This window comes from Pectinatus cerevisiiphilus (genome assembly GCF_004341685.1).
GTDB lineage: Bacteria > Bacillota > Negativicutes > Selenomonadales > Selenomonadaceae > Pectinatus > Pectinatus cerevisiiphilus.
Genome location: NZ_SMAA01000011.1, coordinates 1 through 25271 on the forward strand (window position 1 = coordinate 1; position 25271 = coordinate 25271).

The 25271-nt window shown below is 35.8% G+C and carries 28 protein-coding genes and 1 other RNA gene; 8 read left to right on the forward strand and 21 right to left on the reverse strand.

What is annotated here, in order from left to right:
• Positions 1-638 (reverse strand): IS256 family transposase (locus tag EDC37_RS08010; RefSeq protein WP_207900820.1); only part of this gene is annotated, 638 nt, incomplete at its 3' end.
• A gap of 104 nt (positions 639-742) precedes the next feature.
• Here EDC37_RS08010 and EDC37_RS08015 point away from each other — a divergent pair.
• A complete protein-coding gene (locus EDC37_RS08015; protein WP_132550103.1) occupies positions 743-1024 on the forward strand; it encodes a transposase in 282 nt (93 codons plus the stop codon).
• A gap of 310 nt (positions 1025-1334) precedes the next feature.
• Here EDC37_RS08015 and EDC37_RS08020 read toward each other — a convergent pair whose 3' ends face one another.
• The 6 genes from EDC37_RS08020 to EDC37_RS08045 all read right to left on the reverse strand — a co-directional run bounded on the left by EDC37_RS08020 (position 1335) and on the right by EDC37_RS08045 (position 6846).
• Positions 1335-2183 carry a class II fructose-bisphosphate aldolase gene (locus tag EDC37_RS08020; RefSeq protein WP_132550106.1) on the reverse strand — a complete coding sequence of 283 codons (849 nt, stop codon included), beginning with the start codon at positions 2181-2183 and terminating at the stop codon, positions 1335-1337.
• Between the two features lie 18 nt (positions 2184-2201).
• A complete protein-coding gene (locus EDC37_RS08025; protein ID WP_132550109.1) occupies positions 2202-3287 on the reverse strand; it encodes a PTS fructose transporter subunit IIC in 1086 nt (361 codons plus the stop codon).
• A gap of 14 nt (positions 3288-3301) precedes the next feature.
• Positions 3302-3616, reverse strand: coding sequence for a PTS fructose transporter subunit IIB (locus EDC37_RS08030; protein WP_132550112.1), 315 nt, complete (start codon positions 3614-3616; stop codon positions 3302-3304).
• Between the two features lie 14 nt (positions 3617-3630).
• Positions 3631-4500, reverse strand: coding sequence for a ketose-bisphosphate aldolase (locus EDC37_RS08035; protein ID WP_132550115.1), 870 nt, complete (start codon positions 4498-4500; stop codon positions 3631-3633).
• A gap of 82 nt (positions 4501-4582) precedes the next feature.
• A complete protein-coding gene (locus EDC37_RS08040) occupies positions 4583-5056 on the reverse strand; it encodes a PTS sugar transporter subunit IIA (protein WP_165874487.1) in 474 nt (157 codons plus the stop codon).
• Positions 5057-5070: 14 nt separating this feature from the next.
• Positions 5071-6846, reverse strand: a complete 1776-nt coding sequence (locus EDC37_RS08045) for a BglG family transcription antiterminator (RefSeq protein ID WP_132550118.1) — start codon at positions 6844-6846, stop codon at positions 5071-5073.
• Positions 6847-7326: 480 nt separating this feature from the next.
• Here EDC37_RS08045 and EDC37_RS12535 point away from each other — a divergent pair, with 480 nt between their 5' ends.
• The gene (locus EDC37_RS12535; protein WP_132550121.1) at positions 7327-8169 is read left to right on the forward strand and encodes a DUF488 family protein, N3 subclade; all 843 of its coding nucleotides are present in this window, start codon (positions 7327-7329) and stop codon (positions 8167-8169) included.
• A 16-nt stretch (positions 8170-8185) separates the two neighbouring features.
• On the opposite strand, the gene EDC37_RS08055 is transcribed toward EDC37_RS12535, so the two are convergent.
• Positions 8186-8716 (reverse strand): NAD(P)H-dependent oxidoreductase, encoded by a 531-nt coding sequence (locus EDC37_RS08055; RefSeq protein ID WP_132550123.1) that lies wholly within the window; start codon positions 8714-8716, stop codon positions 8186-8188.
• A 148-nt stretch (positions 8717-8864) separates the two neighbouring features.
• Between EDC37_RS08055 and EDC37_RS08060 the strand changes: the two genes are divergently transcribed.
• Together EDC37_RS08060 and EDC37_RS08065 are read left to right on the forward strand one after the other, a co-directional pair.
• Complete coding sequence (locus EDC37_RS08060; RefSeq protein ID WP_132550126.1) at positions 8865-9218, forward strand: winged helix-turn-helix transcriptional regulator; 354 nt, start codon at positions 8865-8867, stop codon at positions 9216-9218.
• A 273-nt stretch (positions 9219-9491) separates the two neighbouring features.
• Positions 9492-10367, forward strand: coding sequence for an STM4504/CBY_0614 family protein (locus EDC37_RS08065; protein WP_132550129.1), 876 nt, complete (start codon positions 9492-9494; stop codon positions 10365-10367).
• Positions 10368-10638: 271 nt separating this feature from the next.
• On the opposite strand, the gene EDC37_RS08070 is transcribed toward EDC37_RS08065, so the two are convergent.
• The 6 genes from EDC37_RS08070 to EDC37_RS08095 all read right to left on the reverse strand — a co-directional run bounded on the left by EDC37_RS08070 (position 10639) and on the right by EDC37_RS08095 (position 14542).
• Positions 10639-11106: a pyridoxamine 5'-phosphate oxidase family protein gene (locus tag EDC37_RS08070; protein WP_132550132.1), complete on the reverse strand. Its 468-nt coding sequence runs from the start codon at positions 11104-11106 to the stop codon at positions 10639-10641.
• A 326-nt stretch (positions 11107-11432) separates the two neighbouring features.
• A complete protein-coding gene (locus EDC37_RS08075; protein ID WP_132550135.1) occupies positions 11433-12623 on the reverse strand; it encodes an MFS transporter in 1191 nt (396 codons plus the stop codon).
• Positions 12623-13099 carry a MarR family transcriptional regulator gene (locus tag EDC37_RS08080; RefSeq protein WP_132550138.1) on the reverse strand — a complete coding sequence of 159 codons (477 nt, stop codon included), beginning with the start codon at positions 13097-13099 and terminating at the stop codon, positions 12623-12625. The genes EDC37_RS08075 and EDC37_RS08080 overlap by 1 nt, the downstream gene beginning before the upstream one ends.
• A gap of 111 nt (positions 13100-13210) precedes the next feature.
• The gene (locus EDC37_RS08085) at positions 13211-13804 is read right to left on the reverse strand and encodes an ATP-dependent Clp protease proteolytic subunit (RefSeq protein ID WP_132550140.1); all 594 of its coding nucleotides are present in this window, start codon (positions 13802-13804) and stop codon (positions 13211-13213) included.
• A 32-nt stretch (positions 13805-13836) separates the two neighbouring features.
• On the reverse strand, positions 13837-14226 hold the full coding sequence (locus EDC37_RS08090; RefSeq protein ID WP_132550143.1) for a helix-turn-helix transcriptional regulator: 390 nt from the start codon (positions 14224-14226) through the stop codon (positions 13837-13839).
• A 115-nt stretch (positions 14227-14341) separates the two neighbouring features.
• Complete coding sequence (locus EDC37_RS08095; RefSeq protein ID WP_132550146.1) at positions 14342-14542, reverse strand: hypothetical protein; 201 nt, start codon at positions 14540-14542, stop codon at positions 14342-14344.
• Positions 14543-14735: 193 nt separating this feature from the next.
• Between EDC37_RS08095 and EDC37_RS08100 the strand changes: the two genes are divergently transcribed.
• Positions 14736-15611, forward strand: a complete 876-nt coding sequence (locus EDC37_RS08100) for a LysR family transcriptional regulator (RefSeq protein ID WP_132550149.1) — start codon at positions 14736-14738, stop codon at positions 15609-15611.
• Positions 15612-15793: 182 nt separating this feature from the next.
• Here EDC37_RS08100 and EDC37_RS08105 read toward each other — a convergent pair whose 3' ends face one another.
• Together EDC37_RS08105 and EDC37_RS08110 are read right to left on the reverse strand one after the other, a co-directional pair.
• Positions 15794-16312, reverse strand: coding sequence for a nitroreductase family protein (locus tag EDC37_RS08105; RefSeq protein ID WP_132550152.1), 519 nt, complete (start codon positions 16310-16312; stop codon positions 15794-15796).
• A 12-nt stretch (positions 16313-16324) separates the two neighbouring features.
• Complete coding sequence (locus EDC37_RS08110) at positions 16325-16975, reverse strand: flavodoxin family protein (RefSeq protein ID WP_132550155.1); 651 nt, start codon at positions 16973-16975, stop codon at positions 16325-16327.
• A gap of 125 nt (positions 16976-17100) precedes the next feature.
• Between EDC37_RS08110 and EDC37_RS08115 the strand changes: the two genes are divergently transcribed.
• Positions 17101-17430 carry a winged helix-turn-helix transcriptional regulator gene (locus EDC37_RS08115; protein WP_132550158.1) on the forward strand — a complete coding sequence of 110 codons (330 nt, stop codon included), beginning with the start codon at positions 17101-17103 and terminating at the stop codon, positions 17428-17430.
• 78 nt (positions 17431-17508) lie between these two features.
• Here EDC37_RS08115 and EDC37_RS08120 read toward each other — a convergent pair whose 3' ends face one another.
• Entirely contained in the window at positions 17509-17853 is a 345-nt protein-coding gene (locus tag EDC37_RS08120; protein WP_231040140.1) for a hypothetical protein, read from the reverse strand.
• 205 nt (positions 17854-18058) lie between these two features.
• Between EDC37_RS08120 and ssrS the strand changes: the two genes are divergently transcribed.
• A non-coding RNA gene (gene ssrS / locus EDC37_RS08125) (6S RNA) lies at positions 18059-18243 on the forward strand.
• Positions 18244-18314: 71 nt separating this feature from the next.
• Here ssrS and EDC37_RS08130 read toward each other — a convergent pair.
• The 4 genes from EDC37_RS08130 to cobU form a co-directional block, all read right to left on the reverse strand.
• Positions 18315-22079 (reverse strand): PolC-type DNA polymerase III, encoded by a 3765-nt coding sequence (locus EDC37_RS08130; protein ID WP_132550161.1) that lies wholly within the window; start codon positions 22077-22079, stop codon positions 18315-18317.
• A 65-nt stretch (positions 22080-22144) separates the two neighbouring features.
• Positions 22145-22765, reverse strand: a complete 621-nt coding sequence (locus EDC37_RS08135) for a histidine phosphatase family protein (RefSeq protein WP_132550164.1) — start codon at positions 22763-22765, stop codon at positions 22145-22147.
• Positions 22766-22828: 63 nt separating this feature from the next.
• Positions 22829-23617, reverse strand: a complete 789-nt coding sequence (gene cobS / locus EDC37_RS08140; RefSeq protein ID WP_132550167.1) for an adenosylcobinamide-GDP ribazoletransferase — start codon at positions 23615-23617, stop codon at positions 22829-22831.
• 70 nt (positions 23618-23687) lie between these two features.
• Positions 23688-24230 carry a bifunctional adenosylcobinamide kinase/adenosylcobinamide-phosphate guanylyltransferase gene (cobU, locus tag EDC37_RS08145; RefSeq protein WP_132550170.1) on the reverse strand — a complete coding sequence of 181 codons (543 nt, stop codon included), beginning with the start codon at positions 24228-24230 and terminating at the stop codon, positions 23688-23690.
• Between the two features lie 95 nt (positions 24231-24325).
• Here cobU and EDC37_RS08150 point away from each other — a divergent pair, with 95 nt between their 5' ends.
• On the forward strand, positions 24326-25249 hold the full coding sequence (locus EDC37_RS08150) for a bifunctional riboflavin kinase/FAD synthetase (protein ID WP_132550173.1): 924 nt from the start codon (positions 24326-24328) through the stop codon (positions 25247-25249).
• The last annotated feature ends 22 nt before the right edge of the window (positions 25250-25271 follow it).

The following is a 25271-nucleotide window of genomic DNA, read 5'->3' on the forward strand; positions in this document are numbered from 1 at the left end:
AATACAGCTTTATAGGTATCGGCAGATTCTTCCTGCATCGGTTCAACGGCTAACACATCACGGTGTCCCTTTTTATCCAGGCCAATTACGACAGCCACTGCCATATTTTGCACTCGGTGATCATAACGGATTTTCTCATATAAAGCATCCACCCATAACACTGAATATTCTTTCTGCAATGGTCTGTTTCGGAAGGCCTCTACCTGATCATTTAGCTCTTTGGTAATTTGTGACACTTGACCACGAGAAATTGAATCAATTCCTAAACTTTTTGCCAGTTTTTCAATTTTACGAGTGGAAACGCCATTAATATAGGCCTCTTGAATGACCTGTAAAAGTGCCATTTCTGAGCGTTTTTTCTCTGTGACAAAAAAGGGAATATAGCCACCTTTTCTTAGTTTGGGAACAAATAAGTACATGGTTCCCAGACGAGTATCATAGCGACGTACGCGATAACCAGACCGATAACCTGAACGTTCATCGGTTCTTTCCGACTTGGCAGCATTGATTTTTGCATTCACTTCAGTTTCCATAAGCTTTTCACAAAGCCACTTGAGCATAGCAAGCATTGGATCATCTTCGGTCATGAATTGTAGTAGCATTTTTTCTAAAGGTAGGTTAAAATAAGTATGAGCCATCGGTTTTCAACTCCTTTTAGGTTTGTTTGGTCACTTATCTTTTTCGGAGTTACCGATGGTTTTTCCTATTCCTTTTTGCGAACTTTATTATATTCTATCTGGTTATGGATAGTAAAAATGAAAAACAGTTTTATAAGAGAATATATAAATGGCTTTTTTTAGTAGAAAAATATGGTATAGATAGATTCCTTGCCATGGCAAAAACTGTCAGGCAGTGGCTCCATCCAATAAGAAGAGCCATTTTAACAGGTTATACAAATGGCTACACTGAAGGCTGTAATAATAGGACTAAGGTTTTGAAAAGAATATGTTTCGGTGTCAGGAACTTTAAGAGGTTCCGTAATAGATTGATGTTTATTGCTAATTGTACAAAAGCAGCAGGATAATTTTCCTACTGCTCTTGTACTATCTTGAATTTTTTATAACCCCAACCATTGACAATGAACCATCTTTAATATACTTGCATCTTGTTAAATACCAACAAAGAGGTTTCTGACATTATTACCACTATAAAATAAGTGATGAAGATGTCAGAAACCTCTTATTTTTACTTTTCACAACAAAAGTCTTCCTAAAAACAGATTGTATTGTTATCGTATACATTTTATGACTATTATATTTTGCGAACTACTATTGACAGTAACTATCCTATAGTTACCGTTTCATTATTGCATATAGGTATCTATATCTGAAATATTAATTTTTATTAGCAGAACCAGATAATCTAATGTATTGTTTCACTATATTATTACTTTCTTTTTCAACTGTTTTTATAAAATCAAAAAAATTTATTACTGGATCACTCAATGCTGCTCTAGCAGCATTTATATTAGCCTGCATAAAATCGCAGCCTACATTAATTTTATTAATTCCATGTTTTACACAAGTTAAAATATTCTTTTTCCCTGACCCTGAACCTCCATGCAACACCAACGGAATTTTTACTAATGCTTTTATTTTTTTTAACCGCTCAAAATCAAAATCAGGAATCATTCCGTCTGGATAAGTTCCATGTGATGAACCAATAGATATTGCCAACACATCTATTCCTGTATTTTTTATAAACTCTTCAACCTGATCTGGATTAGTATACATTGAATCACTTGTAAAATTTTCACCATCGACTGCCCCAATACAGCCGATTTCACCTTCAACACATACACCTCTGGGATGGGCATAATTAACAATTTCTCTAGTCATTAATACATTCTCTTCAAAACTATATAAAGAAGCATCCACCATAACAGAAGAAAAACCATCATCAATAGCTTTCTTGAGATCAATAATTTCTTGTCCATGATCAAAATTCAGTGCTACATTTATCTTTGACCTCCCAGCCAAAGTTTTAACCATAGGAGTTACTAATTCACTATCACAATGTTGTAAAAGATGCTCTTGATATAGGTTAATAATAATCGGTGCATTTTCTTGTTCAGCTGCAGTAATTACACTTCTTATTGTTTCTAAGTTAAAACAATTTATTGCCATAACTGCATAATTTTCAACATTCGCTTTTTCTAACATATTTTTCATTGATACATACATTTTATATACTTCTCCAATTTAATTTATCTTGATATCACTCAAATCAATTTCTTTCTCTTCTTCCTCTAATAATTTATTTTCATCAGCATCTTTTTTTAATAATGTAAGTAAAACAGCAGCAATAACTGTACCTGCCGCAAGTGCAATAAGGAAATCTACAGGTTTATTCATTGCTGGCACGATAAACATTCCACCTGACGGAACCGGTGATTCTACCCCAAATAACATAATTAACGCACCCCCTACTGCTGCTCCAACCGAACAAGAAAATATAACCCTTAAAGGATCAATCGCTGCAATAGGAATAACACCTTCAGTAATCATACAAATACCTAAAGGAAATGCGATTTTAATATTATTTGCTTCTCCCTTGCTATATCTTTTTTTGCGTATAAGCCATGATAAAGTTATCCCAAATGGAGGGATCATAGATGCACATATCTTTATAGCTTCTGGTCCATATACCCCTTGCAAAAGTAATCCATCTGCAAATAAAGAAGCGACCTTATTGACTGGGCCTCCAAAATCAAAAGCTGCCATGGCTCCCATAATTGCACCAAACAGCGCAGCTGATCCCCCCTGCATATTTTGCAACATAGTTGTAAGCTCAAAAGACACCGCAGCTATGGGTCTACCAACTATGAAAAACATAATAAAACCAATAATAAGCGATGACAACAACGGTAATATTAACATCGGTAATAAAGCCTGTGCCCAAACTGGTACTTTAACAAAGTTTTTAAGAAGGTTAACACACCAACCAGATAGATAGCCTCCAAGCATTCCACCAAAAAAACCTGCCCCAATAGCATTTGCAATCATTCCCATTAAGAGTCCTGGTGCAATTCCAGGCCTGTCTGCAATAGAATACGAAATAGCAGCAGACATTATTGCCGGAATAAGCTGCATTCCATAAACTCCTAATGTCACAGATGCCTGCCATAAAGAATATGAACTCTTATAATCTGAAATCAATGCTGGATTATTTCCTAAAATATTACCTATTGCAATCAATAATCCTGAAGCCACAACTAATGGTAACATATAGGACACACCTGTCATTGCATGCCGTTTAAGTTCACTCAACTTTAATTCATTTATCATTTTCCTTTCTCCTTTTATGTCAAACCAAGTTCGGTTTGGATTTTATTTATCAACCCTTTCGGTGATTTAATTACAATACTGGTCGGCACCTCTACAATCTTTTTATTAATAAAACGATCCATTCCATTAACTTTAATATCCGCAGCAATTATAACAACATCAGCTGCTGCTATTTTCTCCTTTGTCAATTTATCTTCTATTCCAATTGTACCTTGTGTTTCAATACTAATATTATGGCCTAATGCCACCCCAGCTTTTATTAATTTCTCTTTAGCAATATAAGTATGTGCGATACCAGATGTGCAAGCAGCGATCCCAACAATGTTCATTTTTTTCACGCCTTTCATAATTTAAAACATTTTACTTTATCAACATCATTAAACAATATCATTTTTTCTTCAATAGTATCTCTACACATACGGATACAAGATGGATATATAACATTTGGCTCACGTTCAAATCCATTTTGTTGTAAATATTTTTCTATTCCCTTCATAAAACTGAATTTAATATCACTGGATATGTTTATCTTGCAAATACCTCTTTTGACTGACTCTGCAATTTCATCATTTGCGTTACTCGAACCTCCATGTAATACCAATGGTATATCAACAATATTCCTAATTTCTGACAATAAGTCAAGTTTAAGTTTCGGTATAAATTCTTTTGGATAAATACCATGGGCAGTACCAATAGCTACTGCCAATGAGTCAACACCAGTCTTTACCACAAAGGGTGTTACATCTGCAGGATTGGTGTAAATTATTTTGGTAGTACCTCCTTCTATAGAATTTCCTGTTTGCCCAATAGTCCCCAATTCACCTTCTACCGACACCCCCACAGAATGTGCTGCATCAACAACTTTCTTAGTCAATGTAATATTTTCTCCAAATGGAAGTTGCGATCCATCAATCATAACCGAAGTAAATCCAAGTTGAATAGCATGAATGCATTGTTCATATGTACCACCATGATCAAGATGTATTACAATTGGAATCTTTGTATGATTTGCTTCATAAATTACACTACTTATAAAACTATCCCTTAAAAATTTCAATTCATCTGGATGGATTGCCATAATCACCGGTGCTTGCTTTTCTTGCGCACTTTCCATCATTGCGGTTAATAATTGTCCTGTTCCAGCATTAAAAGCCGGTACTGCAAAATTATTTTTTTGAGCGATTTCTAGCATTTCTTTCATTGTTATCAACATAGTAAAACTCCTTTATAATTATTATTTGTAATTAAAAGATTTTTCAACTAATTAATTTTTTTATAAACTATCCATACATTTATTAACTTTTATTCATTTCCTGTGATAATAACTCTATAATTTCTACTTTACTATTCGTTACCAGCAACTTATCAAGTGTATCGTCATCTGCTAACGCCATTGCTACTTGAGAAAGTAATTTCAAATGAACAGTAGTCTTATCAACATTACGTACTGCAAAAAGTATCACAACATGAACAGGTTTATTATCTGGACTTTCCCATACTAAATCATTTTGTGTTCGCCCAAATGCAATAGATGTAATTTTTACTGCATCACTTTTGCCATGCGGGATGGCGACATGATTTCCTAATCCTGTCTGTCCTTCATTTTCACGAAAATAAACATCCTTTATAAAAATATCTTTATTAATAATGTACCCTTCATGGTAAAGATGTTCTGTTAATACTTCGATAGCTTCCTTTTTATTGATAGCGTTCATATTTAAGTCAATTAAATTCTCATTAAAAATATTTTTAATTTTGATATTATTCATAAACCCTCACCATATCACCTATTTCCCAATATCCAATAGTATATTTTTTTAATAATATCTTCCGATAAATCTTTTTTATCTGGTAGATAAACATTTAAAATTTCTTTTTTTAATGTTGTATTGCTTACGTTTATTTCAACTTTATCCAAGCTATTATTTTCATAAACGATCATTTGCAACAATGGCGTCAATGACAATTTTGCTATGCACTTACTTTGTTCTGCAAATATTTCAAAATTAATATCTTTTTCTTGTATAATTTTTTTATGATCAAGAACATGTTCAGCTTTTGAAAATTGTCTAACGAACAGTTCTCGCAAATTTTGTGCATCATTTTCATTAAAAAGTGCACTAACATAAGCAATAGGAATGTCTGTCATTATACTTAGGCGCACAGTAGATATTATTAAGTTAACCTGTTTATCATTAATAATTTCCCCTACTTGTTTGGCTGAAACTACATCAATTATCTCCCATTCTGGAAAATATTTTTTGATTCTTTTCTCCAAAAGATGTGATGTCCCTATGCCACTTGAGCACACAATAACAATTCTTTTCTTATTTATAAATTCTTCTATCGCATTTTGAAAATATACTGCAAGATAACCTATTTCATCTTCTCTGATAGGTGTTAATGTATACTTAATCTGTATTTTAAGCATAATCAATTTCAAAAGGATCATTGTTTCTGGAAATTCTACTTTTATTTGATCGAGAATAGGATTTTTTATATAAATTTTGTAATTTATTCTATTCAACATCGGCCTCAAATGAAGTAGTAATGCTTTGTAAAGTTTTTTACTAAAAGAAAACTTTAAAGGATATATTTTTAAACTTATTTCAATAATATCCATAGCTATTGTTTGTACACAAACGTTATTATCACTATTGTCAACGATATCATTTATCTTCGAAATACCACCTGCTGATGTAAGATATTGAAAAATATAAAAGGTTTCTGCTTCATTCAATGTAACTTCAAAATTATTTTCGATACATTGTGTCATCAATTCTGCTGCCACATAAAATTTACCATTACTCTTTAATTGATTACCTTCAAATTCTGTATACACGGTCTTATCATGACGTATCCTTTCTATCAATATCAAAACATGTGTAACAAGATTTATATAATATGGTTCCGTAATTTTATAGTCCAAAAATATTTCTGTTTTTTCTATTATTTTCTCAATTGTTTGAATATTCTCTTTAATAAAATGTTGTTCTAGTTCTGATAATGTATCATAATTTATTCTAGAATAATTAGGTCGTATCTGAGTTTCTTTTGTTTGGATAAATTGACTTATTATATCAACTAGAGCTTTCCTTATATCAGTTTCTGCTCCTGTAAGAACAGTACCCTTAACATCTTTATGCAGTTTTAGGTTATACTGAGATATTTGTGTTTCTATCATTGACAAATCATTTACTATAGATGTTTTACTCACAAAATATTTATCTGACAAGCTTTGTATAGATAATCGTACCTGTTTACCTTCTAATAAATCAAACAATATTTTCATACGCCGTTGAGTTGTCGTTATACCATTTTTTTCTTGATTTTTACTTAATATATCATTAATCCGATCTTTTTTTATATCAGCGATCCGTATTCCCTTACCTGAAATTCCCTCTATTGTGATTCCCCTCTCCTTCCAATAAATTAAATCATTGCGAATAGTTTTATCCGAACACGATAAAAGTTGTGCAAAAACCTTAACAGGTTTAAAGTCATTAGCTTCTAACAAATATCTCAAAAGCAATTTTTGCCTATTATATAAATTTTCCATCTAGTTTCATCACCTCCTGTCTTTACTACATTTTTATCATACCATCTTTTTTATACTACAAAAATACCAAATTTTTTCTACAGTATATGTCATAACTTAGTACACTATTTCTTGTTATAATTAAACATTTGGGAAATTATATTTAGTATATGAATAATATTATCAATTAACTTTTATATACTTATCGTTGTATCTATCATCTTACGCACTAAATTCATTCTAAAAATATCCCTATCTTCCATTCTATCGAATCTATCGAAATAGTGCGGCTTTATTTCATCTTAATAGTCCATATTTTTACAAAACTGATTTGAATCAATATTTAACCTCAGATTTAATGAAGGATTTATACTGTTAATACAATAATTTAAATGTAAATATTTAATAAAACATAGTAAAAAGTCTTATGGTAAACTATAATTATTAAATCAGATACTACAAAAACGCCATAATATCACCAAAGCAAAGAAGGGAAAACAAATGCGCAGATCGGATAGAGAAATAACAACATTGGCTGAACTAATTAAAATCATGGATAAATGTGATGTCTGTCGGCTATCACTAAATGATGAATCTGGCTATCCTTACATCATTCCTCTTAATTTTGGTATTAAGCTTCTGGAGGATAAAGTGGTTTTATATTTTCACAGTGCCTGTGAAGGTAGAAAACTGGATATTATCAGACAGGATACCAGAGCATCTTTTGAAATGGATTGTGACCATCTGCTTCAATCCTTCGCAGATAAAGGCTATTGCACTATGAGTTATCAGAGCGTAATAGGGCATGGTAAAATAAGCTTTGTAGAAGACTTATACGAGAAAAAGGAAGCGCTGACTATCCTGACTGATCATTATCACAATGAGCATTTTGAATTCAATCCTGCTGCCATTCCCAGGACAACAGTTTTTAAGCTTGATGTTACCGCAATGACTGGGAAGAAAAAAGTACCAAAAGAGTATGAACTTAAAATAAAGAGAATTTATGACGCGCCTTCTGCACAGGACGGTATAAGAATCCTTGTGGACCGATTATGGCCAAGGGGAATAAAAAAAGAAAACGCGGCATTATCTTTTTGGTGGAAGGAGCTTGCTCCATCGAACGATTTGCGGAAATGGTATGGCCATGTACCGGAAAAGTACACAGCCTTCACAGCGAAATACCAGGCTGAACTAGCCGCTTCAGAATTGGCTATAGAGTGCAGGCATAAGATAAAAGATATGTTACAGCGCAATGTAGTCACACTTATTTACGCAGCGAAAGATACAGCGCACAACAATGCTGTCGTGCTACAGAAATGGCTGCTTGAAACTCTCAAACAGTGATGCATTAAAAAAAAATTTATTTTTGCTTAAATATATAATTGATATAATCCTTAGCACTTTGCTCAATTTCTTTATCGCTCACCTGAAATGAGGAACCAAAAAGGGCAAAGTATGGCAGCATAACCGCGCCAACATGTATCATACTGGCTTTAAAGGGTATAAACACTTCATCTACTGTAAATTTGACTGTGCCGGTGGGCGAATAGTTTTCTTTTTTATCGCCTATAGATATTGCTAAGCCAAATCTTTTCCCCTGCAATTTTTTACCTTTTGAGCCATATGCCCAGCCATGTGTAAAAACATCATCCAGCCATTTTTTTAGCAAAGGTGGATAACTGTACCAATACAAGGGGAATTGCAAAATAATATGGTCGTGTGCTTCCAACAACTGCTGTTCTCTTGCAACATCAATCTTCCAATCAGGATACTCCTTGTAAAGCTCATGGACAGTAATTTCGTTTTGGTATTGGCATAACTCTTGTTTCCATACTTTATTTACTCTTGATTTTTCAATATTGGGATGTGCTAAAATTACGAGGGTTTTCATAATAAATCATCTTTCCTTTTTTATTTATTTGCTTCTATCAAATCAATTATTATACATTATCTAAAATTAGTAAATACACACTTTAAAGTAAGTAAAATACTTACTGCAAGGTATGTATTAATTCTTATTTCATATGAGGGTACAGACAATGAAACAATATAATCTAGGCATTGAAGCAACACTTGAAATACTTGGTGGTAAGTGGAAAGCATTAATCGTATGCTTACTCATGTCGGGAACTAAACGGACAGGAGAATTGCAACGTCTTATTCCCCATATTTCCCAAAAAGTTCTCATCCAGCAACTGCGCGAACTTGAAAAGGATGGTATTGTAGAAAGACATGTATATGATGAAATGCCCCCAAAAGTCGAATATTCTATAACAATTTATGGAAAAACTGCTAACAAAATCATTGACATAATGTGCTCTTGGGGCAGGGCTAATATAAAAATGCGGCAACAACAAGGAGAAGCTATTACTCTGCTGAAACATGAATCCTAACACGCACTATAAAATATAAAGTTGACATCCTGTTAACTTTATGCTATAATTAGTTTACATTAAGAGTACTTTGTTCAGAGCATAGATTATGATGTTATTTATAGAAAAGCCCTTTTTGTTTAAAGGGCTTTTTTTGTGTAAAAATAATTAGTATGCTAGTTTTTAAAGTAGATAATATAAAATAGTGCCAAGTAACATAAGCTTAAGGGCAACTATTTAATGATTTATTTCTCGCAAGAGTAAGAAATAAATCAGAAAATATTGAGGTATATCATGTGCATTTTATTAGATAAATCAAATGATGAATGTTTAGATGAATTGACTAATGTCCAGAATGTTGAACTACCCAAAAAGTTCCGTACAAAAGTTGTAGACATCTTAAAAAATACTATTGGTGACAACATTGCGATATGGGATAATCTTGCAGAACAATCATGTTTTTCAGCTGATAAAACAAGCTGTTCTTCAGATAACTGTGAGAAATGCACACAGGTGCTATTAAAGGCTGATATAAAAGATACATTGCTGGCAATCAATAAAAGTTTCGCAGTAGTAACCCATCTCCCAAACAAAGAAGACGGCACACCGACTTATATTTTAGGACAATCTCCTGACGAAGCAGTCAAAAATTTGAACGTATTATTTGCCGAACACCATATTGGTTATGAATTTATTGCAGGTTATCTGCTAAAAACTGATGCCCAATATGTATTTATAAAACCGGCAATAAAAATATTGGATGACTATGATTTTCATGATGCTTTAATTGAAATGATCAGAGCGCATGAATATTACAGAAACGGTGAATATCAAAAATCAATCACTGAACTGCTGAAAGTCCTTGATAGCACTATGAAATCAATCTGTATATGTAAAAATTGGATTGTCAATTCGAATACTAGTGCCAGACTGATCAATATCATTTGCAACAATAAACTGATTCCTGGTTACTTACAAGTCCAATATACCTCATTAAACAACATCTTAAAAATGGATTTTTCAACAATGAAAACTAAAGCAAAACGACAAATAAACCAATCAGTTGGCATTCCTGAATATTTTACCGCATACGCATTGCAACTAACAGCTGCGAATGTTATTTTTCTGGTAAAAGCATTTGAAGACAGCGAAAGCCATCCTAAAGCATAATTATATTTACTGTCTATTTCCATTAAACTTACTATAAATTAGATGCTATGGCTATCGTCATTATCCCATAGCTGTCATCTTTCCCAATTAATGATAAGAAAAAATCTATAGTTTAATATAATTAGGCCTTCTATGATAAAATACAAATTCATAGAAGGCCTAATTATTGTACCAGGAAACAATAGCTAATAATTGACAATATCAATTTATTAACTTTTAAAGGAATTATGACCTTTTGTTAACCAAATTTCACCGCAAATAGACTAAATTCTTATTCATGCTCTTTACCTGTCATAGAAAGAATTTCTATCCTCAATACCTTTGTTCTCGCAAATGCCTTTTCAATATATTTCATTCCTTCATCGTAAAAATCAGGACTGTATTTTTTCACTAACGCAATAAATCCTTTTCGCTTATCCTCTTCATCACTAACTGTGCTAATCTTACCAAAGACGACAACTGATTTAAATTTAGTGGAAAACTTTTGCGGCATAAGTTGTATATCTATAACAGCAGAAAAACATACATTCGCATTATGCTCTATATTTTCCAATTTATACCCTGCTAACGCACAATGCAGATATATGGCACCATCAGTATAGGCAAAACTAATCGGTATCCCGTACGGATTATTTTCTTTATTCACCATCGATAACGTACCAAACTGTGCTTTCTGCAAAACAACTTTAGTGTCCTGCTCAGACATTTGCCTGTCTTTGCGTCTCATTTCTCTAAACATTTTTTAACTCCCCTTCGTCCTGTACAGTAGCTATTATTTTTATATGCATCTGCTAAGGAATACAATGCATTGTTTACATAACACAGTCTTTAGGCTGCGATGAAAAATAAACCATATCGGCAAAACTATCTAAAAAAGCCTGCCATATTTATATATGTAATGAACCTGTCTTTTCTTTTTCCATTTGCTGTTCTCCATTATTACAGACTTGTAACTTATATTTTATTATAAACCACCAATATTATCAATTTAATAACTTTGTAAGCATTTATCTTGCCAATACTGTGACTGTATATTATTAGCAATATTGTAAGTTTTATCTACAGTCAAGCTGTTTTTACTTTGCTTGCTTTTGCACTAAAAGGTTTCATCAAAATGAAAGAGCATATCGCTGCCAATAAAGCAAAGACTGTCAACAATTCCATTGTAGCGGTCAGTCCATATTTATCGGCAAACATTCCCATCAAAGGAATAAACATGCCTCCTATGCTGAAATAAAGTCCCAAGGTAACACCAGACGCAAACCCTACACTACGTGCCAGATAACTTTGCCCCAAAACGACAATTGAACTGAACGGAGAGAACATCGCAAAACCGATTGGCACCATTAGAATATACCCCAAGACAGCGCTTTCTGTGTGCGATAAGATCAAAACCATCGGTACCAAAAGTACATAACTTATTTGTATGATCTTCAAATAACCAAATTTATCGGCAATCACACCACCAATCATTGTGGTAACAATGCCAAACATAAATAAAATAGTCAGCGCTGAGCTTGCCGCAGCTTCAGAAAGTCCTGTCTGCGCTACCAAATACAGGGGAATAAAACTTCTTAACCCACAAATCACAAGGGAACTGCAAATAATCAACATAGTGAGTCTTAAAAAAGCTCCCCAGTCATTTTTTCTGTCAGGCATCTCTATATCTTTTCCTTGTATTTGCAAATTAACCTTATTTGTCGCAATTTCCCTTTTTATATAAGGGACGATAAAAAGCAGAATAATTGACATAAGCAACGCCAATACACTAAAAGCCAATGTGCCTTTCATACCAAATGCAGTTATGAGCGCAACAACGATTATCGGGCCAAAAGCAAAACCGGCATTTCCGCCCATAGAGAATATACTCAATGCTGTGCCTCTCTTTTTCCCTGAAATTTTATTGACCATACGCGCGGCTTCCGGATGAAATATAGCGCTGCCTATTCCGCTCACAGTCACCACTGCAAAAATAAGCCAATAATTTTGAAAAAGACCTATGGCTCCCATTGCTACACCGGAAAGACATATTCCCAATGACATCATCCAATTCTTAGACATTCTATCTGCCAGCCAGCCAAAAGTAGGTTGGACAACCGAAGATAAAAAGCAGGCACCAAACATCAATCCTGCCACTTCTTCATAATTCATTCCATAATTTGCCATAAAAAATGGCAGCACAGCTGGTAAAATTCCCATCCCTATATCATTGAAAAAATGGCCGGCAGCTAATGCATACACATATTTTTGCGCCATTATACTTCCTCCTTGTCTTTCACTTGTGAAAACACTGCTGACTGCTTGTCATATATCACGTTCATAGCTTGCAAAAATTTCAATATGGCTTTTTCTTCATCTTCCGTATAAGCTGTCAACATATCCAAATAACTCTGTATAGCCCGATCATGATACTTCTTATGTACAAAATAAATTTCTTTTCCTTCTTCTGTCAGATTGAAATACACTTCCTTGTTATTTTCTGGTTTCTGGTAGCTATCAATTAATTTTCGGCATAACAATTTCTTACAAATTTTACTAATTGCACCCCTTGTCATATGCATCTCAGTTGCTATCTTAGTCACATTGGCATCTTCAATGCTGCCTATTTTATCTATGCAGTGAACCTCCGCCAAACGCATTCCTTCAAACAATTTTTTATGATATTCTTCTAAAACATTTGGCCGCTCTCGAATCCTAATAAAGTATTTTATAATTTCTTCAGCAGTATCCATTTTTTATCCTCTCTACATTGTTTCCTTGGAAACAATGAGAGTATAACATATAGCTACTTAAATGTAAATAAAGAAATTTGCTGTTATATTGTAATTGGCTAATATTTTTATTTAATTTCGATACAGTAAAACCTCATCAATAATTCCATATTCCTTAGCCTGCTCTGCAGTCATATAACAATCTCTTTCCATATCTTCTTTAATTTTCGATAATAATTGTCCTGTAAGCCTGCAATATATTTCATTAAGTTTTTCTTTTGTTTTCTCTAACCAATCACTATGGATTTTTATATCCGTAGCCTGTCCTTGCAACCCTCCTGATATTGAAGGTTGATGAATTAAGATTTCACTGTTTTGTAGGGCAAATCGTTTTCCTTTTGCTCCAGCTGCTAAAAGTAAAGATGCCGCACTACCTGATTGGCCTATACTAATAGTAGAAATATCGCATTTAATATAATTCATGGTATCCATAACCGCAAAACTATCTACCAATGATCCACCCGGACTATTAATATAAAAAAAGATGTCCTTATCACAGTCTGCAGATTCAAGAAAAAGCATTTGTGCAATAAGTAAACTCGCCGATTCATTTTTTAATATTCCATTAAGCATAATAATACGATCATTCAATAGTCTTGAAAAAATATCATAAGACCGTTCTCCATGGGATGTCTGTTCAACTACTAATGGAATATAATTATTCATCTCAATAACCTCCAACGCTTTTTATTTACTCTTTATGCCGCCATATTTGTGATTCGTTTAGAACTATGCCTAGCATCATCCAAATTACTAAATGTTTTACTATACATTTTTCTATATTTTCCCGGTGTTAAACCATAAATTCGTAAAAATGCCCTTGAAAAAGATTCTTGAGATGAGTATTGATATTTTAGGGCAATATCAATTATTGCTTGATCACTTTCGACAAGTTCTTCTGCTGCTTTTATCATTCTCCTTTTAGTTATATATTTAGCTAATGACTCTCCTGTTATTTTATGGAAAATTTTATGATAATAATATTTAGAAAGATATATCTTCTTTGAAAGATTACCAATGTCAATTTTGTCATCTAAATTTTGTTCAATAAATTCTAATGAGTTATATACATTAACATAATGTTTCATAATATATTGCTCCTTTTGAAAAGTATATAATATATTATAATATTTTTAGAAAAACAAATCTTGATAATCCTTGCACATTTTTTTCTTTTTTAACATATGAAACTGTTGTACAAAATCAATCGAGATAATCAAAAAACTTAGCATTAAATGAACACAGATCACCATGTTCAAGTTTATGCATAGTTTTATGGCAAACATCATAACGCCGACAACATTCTTTGGCAGACAATGTTTTCCTCTGTCCATACGCATCGAGCTTTGCCAATAAATAATGGAGCAGCTTATTAAAAATAAATGTTTTATTTGTATTTGACATTATATATCTCCCCTTGTCATTCATTCTGCTAAACCTAACATAAATTCTAAAAGCAATATAACATTTTGCCTTTCGTTATTTTTATTATGCGGTATAAACAGCCAAAAAGGAAATACATTAATAGCATAAATATATAGTTAAAAGCTATATAGTATTATATAATATATAAAATTGACCAAAGGAGTTTGGCACTATGAATATAATCCAAATGCAATATTTTTACGAAGTCTGCCGCTGGCAAAATATAACTAAAGCCGCGGAACATTTACATGTATCCCAGCCTACTGTGAGCGTGGCAATGCAATCCTTGGAAACTGAAACAGGCCTTAATCTTTTTAGAAGAAACGGGAAAAAAATTTTTATATCCAAAGACGGAAATATTCTCTTGTCGAGAATCCGTCCTATTTTAGAAGAATTGGCACATCTCAAACATGAAATCAATGACATGGCTCATAAAAGAAACCATATACGCATAGCCCTGCCCCCACAAATAGGCATACGTATTGTTCCGCTGCTGCTGGGAGAATTCAGAGAAAAGCATCCTGAAATAATTATAGAAATCATTGAAACAGGACCAGTAAATTCCCTGCATATGCTCAAAGAAGAAAGCTTGGATTTAGCTGTAATGAACTACACTGAGTGTTCTACAGAAGGTTTTACTTATAAAAAGCTCGGACAAGCGGAATGCTGTTTCTGTACTTACCCAGGAGCGCGCCTGTCTAGCAAATTTTCTGTGCAGATAGAAGAAATAGGAGCAGAACCGCTCGTCTTATTGGACAGTACCTTCAACATCACTCATTTAGTGCATCAGACATTTGCAAATCAAGGTATCAAACCAAATGTGCTGCATTACTCACCATATTTACATACCGTCAGAAATCTCATAGAAGAAAAAATAGCGTCATCTTTTTTAATAAAACACGCAATTTTACCCAAAGACGATATTATCCCCTTATCAATAGACCCACCCCTTTATCTTGCCGCCGGTATAGTAATAAAAAAAGGACGGCAGATTTATGCAGATGAAAAACTGCTTATCAAATTCTTAAAAGATAATTTTATGCAATAAAATATATTTCTAAACCGATTAACAAATAAGCGCATATACTAAACCTATCAAGGGTATATTGAAACAAAATACAAGAAAATCCAACTCTTTCTTCTAAAAATAAAGAACGGAACAATATAAAAATGTTCCGTTTCCAAATGGTAACGTATGCTGTCCACCGTTAGTTAAGTATCTTCATAAATTTAAAAGGAATTATAAAAGGTATTTGCCGAGATATCGATACGTTTCCCATGGCTAAGGCTAGGCACACTCTTCTCATGTGGATAGCCGACTGGCAGGATTAGAACCGGAATAATATTTTCCGGCAAGACAAAGCTTTCCCTGATTTTTTGCGGGTTAAAGCTGCCCACCCATGTACTGCCTAAACCTAAATTTGTTATCTTGAGCATCATATGGGTAGCCACTATACTTGCATCGACTTCCCCCATATCCTTATTATCCTCAGATCTTTTCCAACTGACGGATTTATCATAACAAACTAAGAAAAACAGTGGCGCATTAAAATGATACAACGTGCATTCTTTTATTTTTGCCAGGCTGCTTTTTTCATTCAACACGAGAATGCGCTGCGGCTGGGCATTTGTCGCTGTAGGTGCGGCTTTGCCCGCTTCCAAAATAGCATTTATTTTTTCTTGTTCAACCGCTTGCGCCTTAAATTTTCTCACAGAATATCTTTGTTTAATCAATTTATCAAATTCCATAACAACATTCTCCTATAAATCTATTTTTGTAAATTTTGCACCCAGATCATATGCTTTTTGGCAATCTACGGGAAATTCTTTTTCTCTCACTTTCGCCTTTTTAGCCTCGTCAAAAACTGTTACAACATATTTAGAATAATCGTCAAATTGATACGTATCATTTACCACTAATGATTCACAATAACCAAAGATTCTTTCTAAAAGCATTTCTGAAAATTTTAAACCCTGCATATAGCCCAGATCATCCATCTGCTTTTTTGTCACATTCATGGTATAAATAAACCCAACTGGAATTTTACGTCCAAATATACTTTTATAATTTTCAGTATAGGTACTATATGGGAACATCATTCTTTCCAAAAAAGATCGCATCATTCCTGTAATCGACGCAAAATATATTGGTGATGCGAGAATTATTGCATCCGCAGCCGCTATCTTTGCGAGTACAGGTGTCAAACCATCCTTAAATGCGCATTTGCCATAACTTTTCCCACCTTTTAACTTACAGGCAAAACAACTGATACAGCCTTTGTAATCAAGATCATACAAATTTACCAGCTCAGTTTCTGCCCCATGTGCCTGTGCACCCTCAAGTGCTTTTTTTAGTAAGCTAGCCGTATTTTTGTTTTTTCTAGGACTTCCATTTACTCCAATTATCTTCATGTTATCTTCCCTTCTACTCTCCAACCTTGACTTTATATTGCAGATTATATATGCTAATAAAAAAGTATACAAGTATGCACATTATTGTTATATACTAACCTTATAGTTAGTAAAGGAGTCACAACATGACAGATTTTGAAGATAAATTTGGCAAATGTCCGTTATATTACACTATGTCGGCGGTTGAAGGTAAATGGAAATGGGTCATACTTTGGGAAGTCTATAAAGCAGAAGTAATACGCTATAATAAATTAAAAGCTAAGCTGCACCCTATTGCCCATAAAACCTTAAGTAAACAGCTAAAAGAATTGGAAGCAAGCAGATTAATCCACCGGGAACAATACAACGAGGTTCCTCCCAAAGTTGAATATTCTCTGACTAATGAAGGCAAAACACTTGTTCCTATTCTTGAATTAATGTACGATTGGGGAGAAAAACATATTCCCGCCGAATAAGGTCTGCATTTTCTCCTAAAAATAAAAACGACCCAGCAAAAGCTGAACCGTTTAACATGCTCATATAAATGTCTTGATTTATTTATTTTGGCGCAGTGTATTAATAGCATACTCTACAGGGCGGCTCCAATCGACATAAACATGGGTATTTTCCCATAACCGCGTCAGGGCAAGCTTAAAACTTTCCAAACTTTCTAATGGTTTTATTGTAATCTGCGTAAAATCCTGCATTGTCTTATGCGGTACCTGAAGCGTCAGTTTCTTTGCAAAAAATTCTTTGGCCGCAGCAACTGCCCGTTCTGATTTTAAAAACACATCAGCTCTCTTATCTTCTATGTTATATTCAACATACCCAACATCACTGTATTCGATAAATGTAGAATAACTGACTGCGACCCGAAAATTGTTTCCTATCATTTCCATTAATTATAAATACCTCTTTCTAGTAAAAGAATTAACGGCCATTCCTTTACTTTGTAATTCATCACTTATAGAAATCTATACCAATTTTACCAAAAATATGTGTAGAGTACAACAAATATGTCTCAAGTAACATATGTTATTATTTGTCAAGTCTTGCACCGTATTTTTATTTATGCTATTATTTATTAAGAAATAACGCATGTGTCCATGCCTGCGGTGTACGTAAGCTTTTTAATTATGTCTAACCTTACTCTTTTTCAAATGGAACCTGATTTTGTCATATGGCTGCTGGATCGTCTTTGAACGAATAGCAAAAGTATCGTCTTAAGGTACCGCCCTGCATATATGCAGGTCTAGGCATGTAAGAAGATACGGCATCATGGGCATAAAAAACACCATTCTTTTTTAAGAATGGTGTTTTTTAGTATGTAGAAAAGGCTGCCTACAAGGCATGCCTTTTCTTATACAAACAACGCAATCTGGTCTGTTTCGTTCATCCCATCCAAGCAGCCATGTTCCCGCAATATATCAATAGAAGGCGTAGGAACACCTGCTCTTTTCTTGAGGTCATCAACGGAAGAAAATTCTCCCTGCTTGCGTGCCTCTACAATATTATTTGCAGCTGTTATCCCCACTCCCGGCAAGGCTGAAAGCGGTGGCAGCAATGATTTTTCATGCATAATAAATTTATCGGCCATAGATTCATACAAATCCACTTTTTCCACCGTATAACCACGCAGGTACATTTCCCAAGCCAGTTCCAGCACTACCTGCAATCCCTTTTCCTTAACTGACAATTTCTTTATTTTTTCCTCTTCTGCCAGTTCTTCTAGGCGAGTCTTAACAGCCTGCTGTCCTTGGGCAATAAGGTGTGCATCAAATTCGTCAGCGCGTATAGAAAAATATGCCGCATAAAAAGCCAATGGATAATGTACCTTACAAAAAGCTATCCGGTAAGCCATCATAACATACGCTGTAGCATGGGCCCGCGGAAAAAGATATTTTATTTTCTGGCATGAATCAATAAACCAGTCAGGTATGCCGCCCTCTTTTAGTTTGGCTACTACATCTTCCTTAATACCGCGCCCCTTACGGACATTTTCCATAGTTTTAAAAGCCAGCAATGGTTCTATTCCTTTATGGATTAAATACATCATAATATCGTCACGTGCCGAGATGGCATCAGACAATGAACATACACCATTTTTAATAAGATCCTGCGCATTATTAAGCCAAACATCCGTGCCATGGGAAAAACCACTTATGCGCACAAGGTCACTGAACTTTTCTGGCCTTGTATCATCTATCATCTGTCGTGTAAATGGCGTACGAAATTCTGGTATGCCGAACGTTCCCGAAGTAGCACCTAATTCTTCCGGTGTCACTCCTAATGCTTCAGTAGAAGAAAATAAACTCATTGTCGCCGGATCATCAAAAGGAATGGTTTTCGGATCACGATGCGTTATATTTTCAAGCATCTTTATGACTGTCGGATCATCATGTCCCAGAATATCCAACTTTACTAAACGGCTGCTGATAGAGTGATAGTCAAAATGGGTCGTAATCGTCGCTGTATCCTTGTCATCAGCAGGATGTTGTATTGGTGTAAAATGATGCACGTCCATATTTCTAGGTATAACCATAATACCGCCCGGATGCTGGCCTGTAGTTCTCTTTACGCCCGTGCAGCCAGCCACTAAACTGTTTATATAGGCGTCCCGTTTCTTCAAGCCCTTATCGTTAAAATAACCACGTACATATCCATAAGCCGTTTTATCGGCGACTGTTGCTATTGTCCCGGCACGAAAAACGTTGTCCTTACCAAACAATTCTTCCGTATATTTATGAGCAACAGGCTGATAATCACCCGAGAAATTCAAATCGATATCAGGAACTTTATCGCCATCAAATCCCATAAATACAGCAAACGGTATATCATGTCCATCCTTTATCATTTCCGTGCCGCAATATGGGCAGCGTTTGTTTGGCAAATCAAAACCGCAGCCATAGGAACCATCTGTGATAAATTCACTATTGCAGCATTTAGGGCAGCGCCAATGCGGTGGTAATGGGTTTACTTCGGTAATATCCGTCATCGTAGCGACGAAGGACGAACCGACTGACCCTCTCGATCCAACCAGATAGCCATCATCAAGTGATTTTTTAACAAGTTTATGCGCGATTAAATACAATACGGCAAAACCATGTCCAATTATCGACTGCAATTCCAGTTTTAAGCGTTCTGACACTATCGGCGGCAGGTTTTCACCATAAAGCAGTTTCGCTTTTGCATAACTCATATCATGTATCTGTTCATCAGCGCCCGGAATCATCGGTGAATAGAGATCATCCGGTATAGGCTTTATCACGTCTACCATTTCAGCAACCTTGCGCGGATTTTCGACTACAGCTTTATAAGCCAATTCTTCTCCCAAATAGGTGAATTCGCCAAGCATCTCTTCTGTTGTCCGCAGATATAGCGGTGGCTGCAAATCTGCATCCTTAAAGCCTTTACCAGACATAAGAATTGCCCGATAAATGCTGTCCTGCGGATTGAGAAAATGCACATCGCATGTAGCTATCAGCATTTTCCCTAACCGCTTTGCCAGTTCAGCGACTTTCAGATTTATCTTTCGCAGATCATCATCCGTCTTGATATCAGGAAAAGCTTCACTGCGGATTAAGAATTCATTATTGCCAATCGGCTGTATTTCCAAATAATCATAAAAGGATGCTATCTGCAACAGTTCTTCGTCACTCTGCCCCGCAACGATAGCCCTTACCAGCTCTCCTGCTTCACAGGCCGAGCCTATAATAATCCCCTCACGATATTCTGCCAATATTTTCTTAGGAATACGCGGTCTTTTCTGCAAATATTTCAGATGTGATAATGATACAAGTCTGTATATATTACGCAGTCCAATGGCATTTTTAGCCAGCAGAATAATATGGTTGGCCCTTTTCTGCTGTTCGTCATAGATAAGGTATCCTTCTAGGCCATATATTATTTTTATATTTAAATTTTTATCAGCAATTGTCTTGGCTGCTTCTGGGAAAGCCTGCACAACACCATGATCAGTGATGGCAATAGCAGACCATCCCCACCTTGCGGCCGTGCAAATCAAGTCTTTTGCCGAAACGACAGCATCCATATTGCTCATATGCGTATGGGCATGCAGTTCTACTCGTTTTTCCTGTGCAGTGTCCATCCGTTTTTTCATTTCGCTTTTATAGATGCTATTTGGCATCATGACAAAGTCGTTATTGAAACTATCAAAGCGAATACTGCCCGCCACTTCGATAATCAGTCCATTTGCTAAACTTGCATTGACATGCTCAAATTCATCTTTGTCTTTAAAAAATATTTTACAATCTATCCCATTAGTCTTATCAGCCAGTTCAAAGGTGAGCAAATTATTGCCCGTCTTAAATTGGCGATCGCTGATATTGTTTATCTTGCCAAGCAGTATGGCGGTCTTCATTTCTCCGTCTATACCGTCAATTTCCATAGGCTGTCCCGTTATACGTCTGCCGTATATCCAGCCGGGGTCAGTACTGTTTGGCGGTGGGCCGGATTGTTTTCGCCTATAACCATTACCCGAAAAGCCACCAGTATTTTTAGCGGTAAAGCTATGTTTTTCTGCCGGTCTTTCCGTCACTTGCGGTGGAACATAATCAACCATTACATAATCGCTGCTCTCTTTATCCGCATTTTCATTATTTTCCACGGTATTAAAGACAATACGGCATTCAAGCTCAAGCAGATCACGTATAGCTTCTTGTAAAGCCTTATTCACACTGTGCGCACGTAAGATCTCTCCTGCAAGCTCCCCATGCACATTCAACGTAAGCAAATTGCCATCGATATTATACTGCGCCGTATGCAGCAAAATTTTTATGGTAGGATTGCCATCAGCGGCGGCAGCTATTATCTTTTGCCAATTCTTTTCTATCTGCATGGCAAAATCAATGATATCCTGATAAAATATCACTTTGCTGACACCACAGTTTGCAGCTATATAATCAGCGGCTTGGCCAAGCATATCCTCTGGCAGATATTGATACGTATTAAGCAGTATTTCCCATGTGTTTTGCTTCAAATCTATTTCCACATGCTTTATAGTACTGGCCTTTAAAAGGATCATAAACTCATCGGCAAGCGGCAGCGAATCAATAAGATGACGAAATTTATCGCCTGATTGCGGAACAATACGATATTTACGCATAAAACACCCATGCCTCTTTCAACATACATTCAAATATTTCACATATGATCCCAACAATTAATCAATTACTTTATTATTAAATGGGACGTGTTATTTATCGTCTGAACATAAAACTTCTTATATTCATCATCATAAGACAGTATATTGTACGCGGTATTACTCTGTCCTACTGCCCAAACATATTCAAACGGTATATGTACAGCATAAGCCAAGATAGCCCTATTCACAGCACCATGTGCTATCACGGCTACACTTCCGCCCGCATTTTCCTTAATCACCCTTTTGATAGCCCGCATAGCCCTATCCTGCACCTGTTGGAAGTTTTCTCCTTCTGGTATGGCAACAGACTGGGGATTATCAAAGAATTTCTGCATGGCATTAGGCCATCTTTTGTTGATATCATCAAATAAAACGCCTTCCCATAGGCCAAAGCTCATTTCCCGCAGCTCTTTCACCGGATGCAAAGGCAAATTAAACCTATCAGCTATAGGTTGTGCCGTACAGCGTGTACGTGAAAGGTCACTGCAATAAATCGCATCAATTTTTGGCAAGGGAAAGTTTGCAGCAAGTATCTTTGCCTGTTCCACTCCCTCCGGCATGAGCTCTGTATCTGACTGGCCTTGAAAACGGCCTTCTACATTCCATGCTGTCTGTCCATGACGAATTAGTACGATTTTTGTGAGCATAAAGTTTCTTACCTCTTATGTATAAGTTTTTTTATTTATTGTTTCTATAATGAAAGCACCAATTTAACGCAGTGCGAAAATAAGCAATACTAAAAGTTCGCTGAGCTCTGTAACTGCCCCGTAAACATCTCCTGTCAAACCGCCCAGTTTTGCGGTAACGTGCCGGCAAAAAAGCATAGCAAAAATTATTGCTGCCACAAGAGCAGCAACGGCATGGTAGGAATCTACATAAGCTGCTGATACAAGTACCAGCGCTGTGATAAACACAATGACCAGTGAACTCTTGTCGGCATAATCGGTAAAAGCCTTTCCCAACCCTTCTTTACGGGCATAAGGGAACAATGTAATACCGATCACCATGGATAACCGCGCTATTACCGGCATCAAAAACAAGGCAATGCCAAGTATACAAATACTATTTGTCGGTGCCCCTGTAACGGGGTACAATGCCGCAATAGCCGAATACTTACCCAACAGCAATACGATCAATGACGTAACCCCATGCGCACCGACATGGCTGTCCTTCATTATCTCCAGAACACGGTTTCTTTCACGCCCCGAAAGCAAACCGTCCATCGTGTCAGTATAGCCGTCACAATGAAGCGCCCCTGTCGAGGCTATATTCACAAATAAAAGTAAAAAGGCACCAACAGAAGGCTTTATCGTAATATTAAATAATTGCGGCAGAGCGACACAAAGGCAAAGGACTGCCAATACATTTACCGCTCCCAAAATTGCACCGATCAAGGCAAAATACTTTACGCTTTTGCCGCAGGCCTCTGGTGTCCATTCAGCGTCATACTTTATAGGCAGGCGCGTCAAAAAGAGCAAACCTGTAAAAAACGAATTCAATAGTCGCCGCACCTCTTTTTCTTTATCATATATAGTATATATATTTACTGTTATAATACACAGATGTTTTTCATTTTATTTTTAACGGTATTCCCGAAACGACAAAATACACTGCATCGGCATTTTTAGCCATGTGCTGGTTACAAAATCCAGCAATGTCACGATATTGCCGTGCCAACGCATTTTCTGGTACTATTCCCGAGCCTACTTCGTTTGTCACAAAAACAGAAAAACCCTTATGTTGTTTTGCAGCATATACTAATTTTTCTATTGCGGCCAAAATTTTTTTCTGTCTTTGTGCCGCCGCCAATTTTTCAGTCTGTGGCATACAAAGGAGATTGCTCATATAAACAGTCAGACAGTCAAATAAAATAGCATCATATGCCGCACACTCGTCAATAGCCCGCTCCGCATCGAACGGTGCTTCCAGTGTATGCCAGTTGGCAGTGGAACGCTGTTTTTTATGCAGTGCCACACGCTGCTCCATCTCCTCATCCAGTACCTGTGCCGTCGCTATATAAGCCATATTTTCGCCATATTTTCGCACATAAGTCTCAGCAAAACTACTTTTCCCCGAACGGGCTCCTCCTGTCACCAAAATTATTTTTCCCATAAATACCTCCAATAATTTGACTGTTTACCTTTTATCAAAATTATGATACAGTAAAGACGATTTAATCTGATTCTGCCTTGTTAGGAGTAATAATAATGCTGGTTTATTCTCATATTGTCAATATAGCTGAAAAATATAAAAACAACGTCGTCGTACTTGGTACTTTCGATGGTGTGCACATAGGACACCAAAAAATAATAAAACGAGCCATAGAACTGGCCCAACAAATAGGCGGCAAAAGTATTGTCTTCACCTTTTCCAACCATCCTCTCGAAATCATTGCCCCGGAAAGAGCACCTAAAAGGATAAGCACAAACGTAGGCAAAGAACACGATCTCGAAGCCCTTGGCATTGATATTTTAATGAACATACCCTTCACGCAAAAATTCGCAGACATCTCGCCGTCTAATTTCTTAAAGCTTCTTAAAGACAACCTTTCCCCTAAATATATCGTAGTCGGGCCAAACTGTACTTTCGGTTATAAGGGAGAAGGAACTCCGCAATTTCTTCGTGACATGGCTTCGAAATATGGCTTCATCGCAGAAATTCCCCAAGCAGCCTACATGCATAACAAGATCATCAGCAGTTCCCGTGTCCGCCACGCCATTGCTGACGGTGAACTTGAGCTGGCCAATGAATTGCTCGGCCACCCGTTCACCATCGCTGGAAAAGTCGAACACGGCGAACATCGCGGCCATCAGCTTGGTGTTCCCACCGCCAATGTTTACGTTTCTGACAAATATCTTCTACCGCCTGATGGTGTCTATATAGTAACCGTAACTCTTGCCGGTAAAAGATATGAAGGCGTAGCCAATGTCGGTGACAATCCTACATTTAATATAGTTTCCCGGCGCGTTGAAGTAAACATTCTGGACTTCAACCAAAATATTTATGGTGAAGTTATCCAAATACATTTTTTAAAAAAATTACGTGACGAAAAAAAATTTTATTCAATCGATGAACTTCTTTCTCAAATGAAAAACGATATAAAAAACACTAAAGAATATTTTATACGATAATTTCATTTTAGTAAAACCCACT